Here is an 11,815-nt window from a genome sequence, read left to right as displayed (position 1 = left end):
AGAAGACTCCTATGGTTTGATAATGGTCGATATGTTATAACGTTTTTTCTGAAGCCCTAAGCCAATTGAGATGAAAATATGTCAAAAAATGTAACTAAAATGGTTGCTTGGTGTGCTATAGCCTTGGCCAGTTTAGTATTTACTTGTGAGTCAGTGGCTAACAGTTCAAGCTACGAAGAAATAGAGTGGATTCAGTTAATGCCTAAAGACGATTTGAACGCACTGCTTAATCCGCCAGAGTATTTAACCGAAATTGAAGATGGCTCAGAGCAAGATACACTCGATAGCCTAAACACCAAAGTATTCGAAAACGAGCAAGAAAAACGCTACCAGCAAGCTTTAAGCTCTGCACGCGTGATTGAGAGCTATAATAATAAAAAGATTCGCGTGCCTGGTTTTATTGTGCCGCTTGAATCTGAGGAAGGTCAACGCATTAGTGAGTTTTTTATAGTGCCTTACTTTGGGGCGTGTTTGCATATGCCGCCACCGCCGCCAAACCAAATAATATATGTTAAATATGAGCAAGGCGTTGAGCTTGAAAGCCTTTACGACGCATTTTGGTTTGAAGGAAAAATAACAATAAATACCGTAGAAAACGAATTAGGTACCTCGGCTTACGAGCTAACGTTAGACCGAGTTTTACCGTACGAGGAATAATATGAATAAAAAATACCTACTCTGCTCTTTAGTGTTAGCAAGTGCGTCTGTTGGCGTTAATGCGTGCGAGTTTCACTCTGGAGTTGGCTTAAATCAATTTCATCCGTTTGCGCGTCAAAGCTTTCAAACTCCTATACTTGAACGTTTTTCTGTAAAGCACGCTAAAAAAGCACAAGTATATGTCGGCGATACAAGCACGGCTAATTTTAGCTATTCAGTGCCTAAACGTTACAGTGCGGTAAGCGTTAAATTTGTAGCGCCACAAGGTATTAAGCTGACCAGCAAGCCATCAATACTACTAGAGCGTAATCGTGGAATACACAGCTTAAAATACGTTGCTAGTAAACCCGGTAGATCAGAAATTTTGGTGCAAATAAGCGGCTTTTTAAACGAAAAGCCTTTTACACTTGAGCAAAAAATAGAAGTAACAGCGAGTTAAATATATTTAATTTATAAATTAAAAAAGGGCTACATTACGTTAGCCCTTTTTTTATACCTAAATTAAAAGCAGCTTTGCTGCAATTTATGCGTTTTTACCACAACACTTTTTATATTTACGGCCGTTACCACATACACACGGATCGTTTCGCCCGACTTTAGGCGTGCCACGTGTAATCGGGCTTTGCGGTGGCGGGCAGCAGCTTGTGTTAGTACAGCCTGAACTGCTTGGCGTTGAAGGTTTATCTGTCATGTTTTTTCCTTTTTAAATAACCTGAGCTTTGGTTAAATAGTGTCTACCACGAGCCGTACATAGGGTTTGGTAGTAAAAATAAAGACTTTCCAAGCTTTGGTTGTAACGCTTCTATATTAGCCGATTCTTGGGTGATGCCACTGAAGTCTTCTATATTATCACCTATCTGAAATTTAATAACCTGCGGTTGTTGCCAGTTATTTTGCGTGCCTTTAGGTCTATAACAGTCGGCTTTACCTTGTGTTATTTGTTGGCGGCGAAGGTCTTTATCGTTAATAAAGTGTGTGCCATCTACAGCCGTTTTATCAGCCTCAGAACGGCCCATTAAACAGGTATTTTCAACCGTGATAGGTAAGCCAACGGCTTTAAGGTTATTCCATGTGTGTTCATCGTTTGCTTTACTGCGATTGGTAATTAAGGCTACTTTGCCGCCCTGCTCATAAAGTGCTTCTATAAACGATTTAGCACCAGGTACTAGCGTTGCATTTTCGCTTTTTACCCAGGCTTGCCACGTATCTGAGGTATAACCTTTACCGCTCAGTTCGGTTTGCTTTTGATAAGCCGAGTTATCAAGTACGGTTTCATCTACATCCATCACAGCCACCCAATTAGTTGCAGAGCGTGGTAATTGCGCCACTGCTGATTGAGCTTGTTGATACATGTAAGTTGTTAATGCCTCATACTCTTTGCTAGTTGTTTGCCACAAAACCGATGCTGATAGTGCGTTTGTGTTATCGGCAATAGACACCGACACCGCACAGTGATCGCTCAGCATGGCCTCTTTTTGCATATTTTTAAAAAGATGCACTTGAGCAGAGTTTGCAATGTTTTCAGCGTCCATTTTACCCACAATTATATGATCGATAGGCGCAGGATAGCGTGCTTGGCAACCGGGTAAATTTTTAGTGGTTATGTTTGTTGAGCGCTCATTACTTATTAAAGTGCGGGTTAATCGATTATAGGGAGCAGAAATACGGTGGTTAAAATCACCCAGTACAATGTATGGAGTGTTTGCTGTCTCGCGCTTTGCTATCCAGCTATCTAAAACCGGTGCTTGTTGGGCATAGGTTTTACATGCTGGCGAGTCACTTTTAAGGTAGTCATCTACAAAACAGCCGCTTTTCATGTGTACGTTAAGTATATCGGTGGCGCCCTGTGGCGTGTTTACTGTTAATTGTAAACCATAACGTAGCCCTGCTTTTGTTAAACCTAGCGCTTCAAAGGGCATACTTTTTAACACCGGAATGCTTTTTTTTACTGCAAAAGCCACTTTTTGCTGAGTTGATAAAGCCCCCGTTTTACGACATGTGTATGCTGGGCTTGCAGCCCTATTCGACACAATAAGTTGCCACTCACTTTGGGGAAATATTTGCTTTAATGCTTCTTTAGACGCTACCTCTTGCAGGGCGATTACATCAGCATTTAAGTTATTTGCGTAGGCTTTCATAGCCTCAATATCGCTAGGCGTTCTGGGTTTGCAGCCGGTGTTAATTGGGTAAGCTAAGTGCTCAACGTTCCACGTTACTACTTTGAATGGCTGCGCTGTGTTTGCCATTAGTGCGCTAGGCTCAGCTGCGGCACTATTTGTAGGTGTTACGCTAGAGGTACAGCCAATACTAAGTGCGCCAATAAAAGTAATTGTTAATGCATTAAGCACGTTCATGAAATTTATCCTTTGTTGTTAGAGTTCGTTTGCCAGTTTTTTATAGCCTTTTACTAAATCGTGATTGGCCGAAACCACCGATTCAGAAAAGCTTGAGTACTCTGGCGGTACTTTACTTATGCTGTTTAAATCAAAACCAGGCTCTATATTGGTCATTGGCGGTACATGAAAACTGTTTGGTAAATCTAGCCCATCAATTACGCAGTTGTGCCTAATTACACAGCCGTTACCAATATCGGTTCTAAATACTACGGAGTTAAAGCCAATAAATACATCGTCACCTACACTACATGGGCCATGTATAATTGAGCGGTGCGCTATAGATGTACGCTCGCCAATAGTTACCGCCGCTCCCGATTTAGAATGAATAACCACCCCATCTTGTATGTTTGAATTTTTTTTAATAACAATAGGCTGCATGTCGCCGGTGTCGTCTACTTCGTCGGCTCTAATTACTGCATAGGGGCCAATAAATACGTTGTCTTCAATAATCACTTTACCGCAAATAATGGCGGTTGGGTCTATAAATGCACTTTGCGCTACGCTTGGCATGTGGCCGTTTGGGTTTTTTCTTAACATGTTTACTCCTTACTATTTAACGCGCTTACTATGCAAATTTTTGGTCGTACACTACGGCATTGTGCGCATGTAGGCTTTCTTGGTGCTCAACTTTAAAGTGGTAGTCGCAAATATCTGTATTTTGCTCAAGGGCGTGCTTTAACCTGCGGGCGGCATCTTCACAAAACAGTAAGTTTTCGGCGTTTAATTTGGCAAAGGCTTGCTCGTCTTCTCGTTTTACCGCGGTTTGCACTGGTGTGCCTATGGCTTGTTCCATTTGTGTAATAAGAGTGGGTAAATCAGGAAGTTGCTCGCCTTGTAAGCTCATAGTTATATACGCATACGAGCGTTGACTGTGCGGGGTCGCTACACTGCCTTGCTGCGATGTAAGCCACTCTAATAAAGTGTTTTTATCAAGCTGCTGCTCTGTAAACTGCTCTGCTACGGCGTCGCTTAACGCTTGCCTAGAAAGCGCGGCCGAACAGGGGCACGTGCTAGAATAAGGAATTGTTAGGCTAAGCTCGGTATTAAAAACGCCATTATTGATTGTTTTGCTAATAGCCACTGGATACGCCTGAAACCCAGATTGTTTAGACAAAAGCGCCGGCTTGTTTATTATAAGCTCAAAAGCTAAATCTACTTTGGCACTTAAGCTTAAGCCCTGCTGAGAGCTCAGCATGTTTTCAACTAGCGTTGTTAAAACTTGGCCGTTAAGAGGCTTATTAGCCAATTGCTCATTAAGTAATAAATACAAGCGCGACATATGTATGCCTTTAGCATTTTCTTTATCAAGGCTAACAAATATGCCTGCTTTGGCGTGAGTATGTAGTTGCTCACCTTTGTTGTTTAAAATATGTAACGGCAGCGAAACCTCTTCCATACCCACCCATTGTAATGGGCGTGCATTAAAAGAATTAGGCTGCGAAGTAATATCGGGCAAATGGCTTTTAGCATTCATAAATTTAACTATTCCGGTTAACGATTAAAAATAAGAGGCATAGCAGGTTTGCTTGGTTTAGTGAGCGTTTTGCCATCGTAAAGGCGCTCGCCATTAACCCAAGTGCTGAGTATTTTTGAAGAAAACTCAACCCCGTCAAAAGGTGTCCAACCGCATAGGTAGCGGCAAGCGTCGTGGCTCACCTTTGTGGTTTGCTGTGTACTTATCAGCACTAAATCGGCGTAGTAGCCTTCTTTTATAAAGCCGCGTTTATCTACTTTAAAACGCAGCGCGGGGTTATGCGCGGTTTTTTCTACTACTTGTTCAATGCTTAAGCGGTTGTGCTTTACATGCTCAAGTAAGCTTAAAAGTGCGTGCTCTACTAAGGGTAAACCTGCTGGCGCGTTAATATAATCGGTTTGTTTTTCTTGCCACGTATGCGGGGCGTGGTCGGTGGCAATAATATCTATTTGTTTATTTTTAACCGCGTTTATAAGCGCATCGCGGTCGGTGTTAGCTTTTATGGCAGGGTTACATTTTATTAAGTTGCCCAAGGCTTCGTAATCTTGCTCGCTAAAGTATAAATGGTGTACACAGGCTTCTGCGGTAATGCTTTTATGGGCTATATCGCCTTTAGTAAATAAACTCAGCTCTTTTTCGGTGGTTATGTGTAATACATGCAATTGCGCATTGTACTTTTTAGCAAGCGACACCGCATACGACGATGAAGCATAACAAGCCTCTGCGTCGCGTATTTTAGGATGATCGGTAATACTTGGTATAATGCCTTGTTGCTCATAGCGCTGAGTGTTTTTGCTAATGGTTTTACCATCTTCGCAGTGGGTAACTATCAGCACGGGGCATTCACGAAAAATTCCCTCAAGCGCTTGTGGGTTCTCTACTAATAAATTACCGGTAGATGCCCCCATAAACACTTTTACGCCACAGACTTTTTTAGGGTCGAGCGCTTTAATATCCTCTAAATTGTGCTCGGTTGCGCCAAGGTAAAAAGAGTAATTGGCATAAGAGTGCTGCTCGGCTATGGCGTATTTTTCTTCAAGTGCCGCTTTGTTTGTGGTTGAAGGATTAACGTTGGGCATTTCCATATAGCTGGTTATGCCGCCGGCCACTGCTGCGCGTGATTCAGTTAATATAGAGCCTTTATGAGTAAGCCCTGGCTCTCTAAAATGCACTTGGTCGTCAATCATACCAGGGAGTAAGTACGCGCCTTTTGCGTCAATTACATCATCGTTTTCGCTCGGGGTGATATTAGGCGCAATGCATTCAATAAACTGGTTAGTAATACGTACATCTAAGGTTTTTGTTATACCTTGATTTACTACACTGGCATTTTTTATAAGTTGGCTTTTCATGCTTATAGGCTCTTTTTATTAGCAGGTTATGTAGGAGTAATACGCGTTGGTGATCAAATATTAGCTTTGCCAATTAATGATAGGGTTATTGCGCGTCACCTCTTTAAAGCCTTGTCCTGTGTTACTAATCCACTGCACGTTAAGCGCATTAAGTGAAGGCATTAACTTAAACAATGTGACCGAAAAGCCCACAACGGGTGATTTGCAGTTAAAATTGTAAGTCGCTTCAACATTATGATGATCGTGCTCATCGTGCTCATCGTGCTCACTGTGGCTGTGAGCCAGTGAGTTTTCGGTGCTCTGTAAAATGCACTGTCCATCTATATCAATAGCCTGGCTGCTATTTTTTAACTGCTGGGCAAGTACATTAATCGCAGTTTTATCGGTTGAACTTGCAGCTTGGTGCTCAAAACCTAGCGCATCAGCAGCAGGAATAATAAACTGCATTTGTAGCACACTGCCCTCTTGGGCAATAAGTAACTCACCCTCTCCATGCACATGTTTATGAGTATGTGCATGAGCGCTAAAACCCAACCCTACTAGCAGAGCAATGCTCAACCCTTTTATAAACGTTTTCATAAACTAAGCCTTACTTAAATAGAGCTAAATACATTAATTGTTATAATATAACATATTGTTTTTATCCTAAAAAGGTAATAATTAAGGCTCTTTAAGTAATCACTTATTTTTTATAGGTACAGCTTCTGGTAAGTTTATAGCTACATAAATAATGTATTTTTAAGGAAAAACATGAAACTCTCATTGGAAGACATCACCGCCAATAATTACGAAGCCGTATGCGATTTAGGCCTTGCTAAAACACAAGAAGAATACGTAGCGTGTAATATGTGATCACTAGTTGAGGCGCACTATAATAGCGGGTATACCTGTAAAGCGATTTACCTATATGCTCTGCCAGTAGGCTTTTTTATGTGGGTACAAGAAACTCCAACAAAGGTTTCTATTTGGCGCTTTATGGTTGATAAAACTTATACCAACTCCAATAAATAGCTGCTCTATTTTACTTGCTAAAACAACCCATTTCTTTGTTTTAAATTTCGTAAAGGGAACAACCATTTACATCAATTTACGCCTAGAACTGAATGGTTTTTTCGGCGTAAAATTTAGAACACATACTTAATGGAGTTGGTATTATCAAAATAAAGGCATTGGGCGCAAAGCATTGGCTATGGCAATTAAAGAGATTAAAACAAATCCTAAGCTTGAACAAATCGAAATTTGTTACAACCCGCAAAACCCAATAGCTAAAGAGTTTTATTCAGGCTTTGGGTTTGAGGAAGTGGGCCTCGATGAGGACGAAGACGATATGTTAGCGGTTATTAAAATTAGCCATTAACTCATTTATTTTGTCGCTGCCGATTGTATATAGCTCACTCACCCTGCTGTTACCCTAAAAACTACAAATTAATTATTTTAAATTTCAGCTCCTAGCTGTGCTGTTTTTTTACTTTATAACTCATTGCTTTAATTTAAAAAATAAAAATATACCTGCCTCCTGATAATAGCTTAGCACGGCCTCTTAAGTGTTAATTTTACTTATTTGTGGATTGAGTGTTCTATAAGTTGTTGACACTCCCTCTTCTTGCGTGTAAATTTCGGATCAATCGATCCATAAGTGTGTAGGGTAACGGGTTTAAAGTTGAGACTTTTAAGAGTTTGTTCCTCTTTTTTAATTAGTCTCTCTTTAAAACACGTTTATAACTCTGATGTTTATTATGCGTAGTTTGCATATATAAATACCCTGTTAGGCGAAATATAGGTGTGTCACTGTGGGTCGATTTTTACTTTTAACTAGGAGACTAAAATGACTAACCAAGTAATTAAATTAAATGATGAAAACTTCGAATCGCTAAACAAAAAAGACGCTAAATTAGTTGTAAGACTATGGGCTGAGTGGTGTGCTCCATGCCAAATGATGTCGCCTATTTACGAGCAAGTAGCCGATAACCTTACCGATGAAAACATTATTATGGGTGAGCTTAATATTGATGATTTTCCATCAGTTGCAGCCAAATTAGCGGTAAGAAGTATTCCTACTGTGGTTGTATTTAAAAACGGTAAAGAAGTAAATCGCTCTGTAGGTATGATGCCTGCGCCAGAGCTACAAGCGCTAATTTTAAAAGATTAGTACGCCAAAGAGGTGGTAAATGAGTACACATCGAAAGTTGATAATTTTGGGTTCAGGACCTGCTGGTTACACTGCAGCAATTTATGCAGCTAGAGCAAACCTTGAACCATTACTAATTACTGGACTTGAAGTGGGTGGCCAATTTTCAACAACAACTGATGTTGAAAATTGGCCAGGATACCCAACGGGTATTCAGGGGCCACAACTGATGAGGCAGTTTAAAGAACATGCTGAAAATTTTAATACCGAAATCGTGCATGACTACATTACACACGTGGATCTGCAGCAAAGGCCGTATGTCCTTAAAGGTCAGCAAACTTACACCGCTGATGCGTTAATTATTTCTACGGGCGCATCGGCAAAGTACCTTGGCCTACCAAGCGAAACTGAGTTTAAAGGTAAGGGTGTATCGGCGTGTGCAACCTGCGATGGCTTTTTTTATAAAAACCAAAGCGTAGCTGTGGTTGGCGGTGGTAATACCGCTGTAGAAGAGGCTTTATATTTAGCTAATATTGCCTCGCACGTTACGCTTATTCACCGTCGTGATTCACTCAGTGCCGAAAAGGTTTTACAGCAGCGCCTATTTGATAAAGTAGCGCAAGGTAAAGTAACTATTAAGTGGAATAACCAAGTAGATGAAATAGTGGGTGACGCTAACGGCGTTACAGGAATTACTATTAAATCAACGTTACCGGAGCAAGATAGAGAAACACTGAGCGTTAATGGGGTGTTTATTGCCATTGGGCATCAGCCTAATACACATATTTTTAAAGATCAGCTTGATATGCGCGATGGCTACATTAATGTGTATTCTGGGTTTGAAAATGGTGAAACATTAACGAATATTCCTGGCGTATTTGCCGCAGGTGATGTAAGCGATAACCATTATAGGCAGGCAATTACATCTGCAGGTTCTGGGTGTAAAGCAGCACTAGATGTAGAGCAATACTTTACTCGCTTAGGTGCTTAGCACAGCAACTGTATTTAAAACTTATGATATGATCAGCACAATGCCCGACAATACTTAGTATTTCGGGCTTGAGTGTTTTAACTAACAATACACTTATTTAAAATTTACTTACTTGAGGTAATTTATATGGCCCGAACCGGACGCCCACGCCAGTTTAACCGTGAAGATGCAATAAAAAGTGCAATGGATTTATTTTGGCAAAAAGGCTACGAATCCACTTCTTTAGCTGAGCTACGCAAAGTGTTAGGCAATATTTCATCTGCGAGTTTTTACGCAGCATTTGGCTCAAAGCAAGCTCTATACAGTGAATGTTTAGCACTTTATACCAGCACCTGTGGAGAGACCTTTTCGGAGTTAGAAAACGAGTCGGTTCCTGCAAAAGCAGCGATTAAAAACATGGTGTTTAAAACCATTCATATGCAAACCTCAACTAAGCAACCATCGGGCTGCATGATTGTTTTATCTGGCTTAAATTGCGGCGACGAAAATAAAGAAGTTGAGCAAATGGCGCTGTCGGTACGCAACGACATTCGTAAAGCGCTTGTAAAATGCATAGAGCGCGGAACAGCCCAGCAAGAGTGGCAACAAGAAATGCCCGTAGAGCAATTTATGCTAATTTTAGATACCTTTATTAATGGCCTTTCTATTCAATCAAGAGACGGTATTGCACGCGAAAAACTATTAGAAGCCTGTGAGTTATTTTTAGATAGGTGGTAATAAGTAGATTGAAATATACAGATTTAGAGCAGTTAACTACATAAATTAAAAACAAGGCGCACTTTTAATAAAAGTGCGCCTTGCTGGTTTTAGTAACGTTATTTAATGTTAAACCGCTTTAGCAGGTAATTTTGCGGCTGCTACTGCTAAATAAGTGAGCCCAATAATACCTGTTAGCGCACAGGCCGATAAAATAAAGGGGTCAACTAACAGGTTATCTTTAAATTCAAAGGTGCCTGCTGATATTTTTTTCCAGCTCATAAAGTGCTGATTAGCGGCCACTGTTGCGCCAAAAAAGCCAATTACTAAAGCAAAATATTTGCCTATCCAGTGTGTAACCGCAGGCGTTATTAATAATAAGCCTAACAGGCCTATTACAGTGCGCTGCACTCTACAATAGGGGCACGCATACACTATGCCTAATAAATCTGTGCTCCACGCAGCTATTGAAATAACAATAGCTAATAAGCCCACTATTTTTATATGCGTAGAATAGGTGCTTAAATTTAAAATGTTCATAGTCTGCTTTCCTACTTAAAATTATGCTAAAACCAGTGCGGTTAAAAACATGCCTAAGCCAAATACAGTGTGCCCTGCAAAGCTTTTTATGCGCGTAATTGTTGGGTTAGGTGTTTTTGCACCAGCTATACCCGCTCCCATGCCCGGCATCATTATAAAAAAGGGGGCAACTATGCCAAACCACGCAACCAGTAAGGTAGGGAGTATGGTTGGTAAATTAAGCCATTGGGTGTTTACACACGCCATTAGTATTAAACCGTACGCAATGCCTATTAGATAATGTACAACCCAACCAATACCAAGCTCACCCGGTATTTTTTCGGCCTTAGGTAGCGCAGGCTGACAAAATTGCCCCGACTTCATATGGCCCACCCAGCGACCAACTAATCGCCAATTTGTGGCGGGTAAATCAAAAAACTTAGCGAGTAACCCCGCGTAAATATCTAACACTAGTGTGCCCCCTATACCTATTAATATAAAAGTATAGATAGAGTCGCTAAACATAGGCTGTATCTCCTGGTAATACGTTAAATGCGAGGTGTTTTGCTGGTGTATATACATAGCACAACAGCAAAGTGCATAGACTTGGGTATGTAATGTGATAATATTACCAAAATACAATTATGAACACTAATGGTAAAAACTGGTTTTGGAATGAATTTAAATCATAATGCTTGAACGTAATCATCTACACATTATTAAAGAGGTTAATCGCCTTAAAAGCGTGACCGCCGCGGCCGAAAGTTTAAACTTAAGTCAATCGGCTGTGAGCCATACTATTGCTAAATTAGAGCGCCGATTTGGCGTAAAACTGTGGCATCGTAAAGGTAACACGCTTGTATATTCTCAGGCGGGGCTGTATTTACTTTCGCTTGCAGACAAAATGGTCGCCGAGTTTGAATATGCCGAGCGAGTATTACAAGAGTTTGCCCAAGGCCGCCGAGGAATCATGCGCATAGGCATGGAATGCCACCCGTGTGAGCAATGGTTAATGGGTAAAATTCAGCAATTTTTAAAAGCATGGCCCGAGGTAGACGTAGAAATAAAAAGTGCCTTTAGATTTGATGGCATAGCAGCGCTCAAAGCCAACGAAATAGATGTGCTAATAACCCCCGACCCCATCAATATAAAAGGCTTAAACTTTAGGTCGGTGTTTAACTACAATTTATGTATTGTCGTGAGCGAGCAAAACCCGTTATACAACAAAGCGTTTGTTACAGCGCAAGACCTCGAAGACCAAATACTTTACACCGTACCCGTAGGTTACAACCGCTTAGATGTATACACTCGATTTTTAGACCCCGCTAACGTGCAACCCAAACGCAGAGTACCCATAGAAAGCACCGAAATGATGCTGCAATTAGTGTCTGCCAATCGTGGCGTGGCAGCACTACCCGAGTGGCTAGTATCGTCGCACGAAAGCCGTTTAGGCATAAAAGGCATTAGCATAGGTAATAAAGGCCTGCAAAAAAGCGTGAATGTAGGCGTACGCGATGGCGACTTGCAGCTTGATTATGTAAAAGGGTTTATAGAATCAACACGCTCAAATGTGTAAATGGCTTTGCTGTTAAATGTAGAGCG

General features: G+C 41.0%; 14 protein-coding genes and 2 pseudogenes. 8 read left to right on the top strand and 8 right to left on the bottom strand.

Annotated elements, in window-relative coordinates:
* The first annotated feature begins 78 nt into the window (after nt 1–78).
* On the top strand, nt 79–657 hold the full coding sequence (locus tag AABI99_RS05435) for a DUF3299 domain-containing protein (RefSeq protein ID WP_338364199.1): 579 nt from the start codon (nt 79–81) through the stop codon (nt 655–657).
* A gap of 1 nt (nt 658) precedes the next feature.
* Nucleotides 659–1,096 carry a hypothetical protein gene (locus AABI99_RS05430; protein WP_338364197.1) on the top strand — a complete coding sequence of 146 codons (438 nt, stop codon included), beginning with the start codon at nt 659–661 and terminating at the stop codon, nt 1,094–1,096.
* A gap of 84 nt (nt 1,097–1,180) precedes the next feature.
* On the opposite strand, the gene AABI99_RS05425 is transcribed toward AABI99_RS05430, so the two are convergent.
* The 6 genes from AABI99_RS05425 to AABI99_RS05400 are packed head-to-tail and all read right to left on the bottom strand — an operon-like array spanning nt 1,181 to nt 6,458.
* Nucleotides 1,181–1,348 carry an SEC-C metal-binding domain-containing protein gene (locus AABI99_RS05425; RefSeq protein WP_338364194.1) on the bottom strand — a complete coding sequence of 56 codons (168 nt, stop codon included), beginning with the start codon at nt 1,346–1,348 and terminating at the stop codon, nt 1,181–1,183.
* 43 nt (nt 1,349–1,391) lie between these two features.
* Complete coding sequence (locus AABI99_RS05420; protein WP_338364193.1) at nt 1,392–3,011, bottom strand: HAD family acid phosphatase; 1,620 nt, start codon at nt 3,009–3,011, stop codon at nt 1,392–1,394.
* Between the two features lie 18 nt (nt 3,012–3,029).
* Nucleotides 3,030–3,590, bottom strand: coding sequence for a DapH/DapD/GlmU-related protein (locus AABI99_RS05415; protein WP_338364191.1), 561 nt, complete (start codon nt 3,588–3,590; stop codon nt 3,030–3,032).
* A 28-nt stretch (nt 3,591–3,618) separates the two neighbouring features.
* Nucleotides 3,619–4,527, bottom strand: a complete 909-nt coding sequence (gene folE2 / locus AABI99_RS05410) for a GTP cyclohydrolase FolE2 (RefSeq protein WP_338364189.1) — start codon at nt 4,525–4,527, stop codon at nt 3,619–3,621.
* Between the two features lie 17 nt (nt 4,528–4,544).
* Nucleotides 4,545–5,879: a dihydroorotase gene (locus AABI99_RS05405; RefSeq protein WP_338364187.1), complete on the bottom strand. Its 1,335-nt coding sequence runs from the start codon at nt 5,877–5,879 to the stop codon at nt 4,545–4,547.
* A gap of 60 nt (nt 5,880–5,939) precedes the next feature.
* A complete protein-coding gene (locus AABI99_RS05400; RefSeq protein ID WP_338364185.1) occupies nt 5,940–6,458 on the bottom strand; it encodes a DUF2796 domain-containing protein in 519 nt (172 codons plus the stop codon).
* Nucleotides 6,459–6,629: 171 nt separating this feature from the next.
* On the opposite strand from AABI99_RS05400, the pseudogene AABI99_RS05395 reads away from it, so the two are divergent.
* The 5 genes and pseudogenes from AABI99_RS05395 to AABI99_RS05375 form a co-directional block, all read left to right on the top strand.
* A pseudogene (locus AABI99_RS05395) lies at nt 6,630–6,872 on the top strand (GNAT family N-acetyltransferase); the annotation flags it as partial.
* Between the two features lie 163 nt (nt 6,873–7,035).
* Nucleotides 7,036–7,236, top strand: a pseudogene (locus tag AABI99_RS05390) (GNAT family N-acetyltransferase); the annotation flags it as partial.
* 468 nt (nt 7,237–7,704) lie between these two features.
* On the top strand, nt 7,705–8,028 hold the full coding sequence (locus AABI99_RS05385; RefSeq protein WP_338364183.1) for a thioredoxin domain-containing protein: 324 nt from the start codon (nt 7,705–7,707) through the stop codon (nt 8,026–8,028).
* Between the two features lie 19 nt (nt 8,029–8,047).
* Complete coding sequence (gene trxB, locus AABI99_RS05380) at nt 8,048–8,998, top strand: thioredoxin-disulfide reductase (RefSeq protein ID WP_338364181.1); 951 nt, start codon at nt 8,048–8,050, stop codon at nt 8,996–8,998.
* Nucleotides 8,999–9,124: 126 nt separating this feature from the next.
* On the top strand, nt 9,125–9,715 hold the full coding sequence (locus AABI99_RS05375; protein ID WP_054982011.1) for a TetR/AcrR family transcriptional regulator: 591 nt from the start codon (nt 9,125–9,127) through the stop codon (nt 9,713–9,715).
* Nucleotides 9,716–9,823: 108 nt separating this feature from the next.
* Here AABI99_RS05375 and AABI99_RS05370 read toward each other — a convergent pair whose 3' ends face one another.
* Nucleotides 9,824–10,234: a disulfide bond formation protein B gene (locus tag AABI99_RS05370; protein WP_338364171.1), complete on the bottom strand. Its 411-nt coding sequence runs from the start codon at nt 10,232–10,234 to the stop codon at nt 9,824–9,826.
* Nucleotides 10,235–10,255: 21 nt separating this feature from the next.
* A complete protein-coding gene (locus AABI99_RS05365; RefSeq protein ID WP_338364169.1) occupies nt 10,256–10,738 on the bottom strand; it encodes a DUF2938 domain-containing protein in 483 nt (160 codons plus the stop codon).
* A gap of 166 nt (nt 10,739–10,904) precedes the next feature.
* Between AABI99_RS05365 and AABI99_RS05360 the strand changes: the two genes are divergently transcribed.
* The gene (locus tag AABI99_RS05360; RefSeq protein ID WP_338364167.1) at nt 10,905–11,789 is read left to right on the top strand and encodes a LysR family transcriptional regulator; all 885 of its coding nucleotides are present in this window, start codon (nt 10,905–10,907) and stop codon (nt 11,787–11,789) included.
* Nucleotides 11,790–11,815: the final 26 nt, after the last annotated feature.

Source organism: uncultured Pseudoalteromonas sp. (assembly GCF_963922945.1).
In the GTDB taxonomy this organism is placed as follows: Bacteria; Pseudomonadota; Gammaproteobacteria; order Enterobacterales; family Alteromonadaceae; genus Pseudoalteromonas.
The sequence above is the reverse complement of the archived record's forward strand: the minus strand, read 5'-3'. Positions and strand labels throughout refer to the sequence as shown.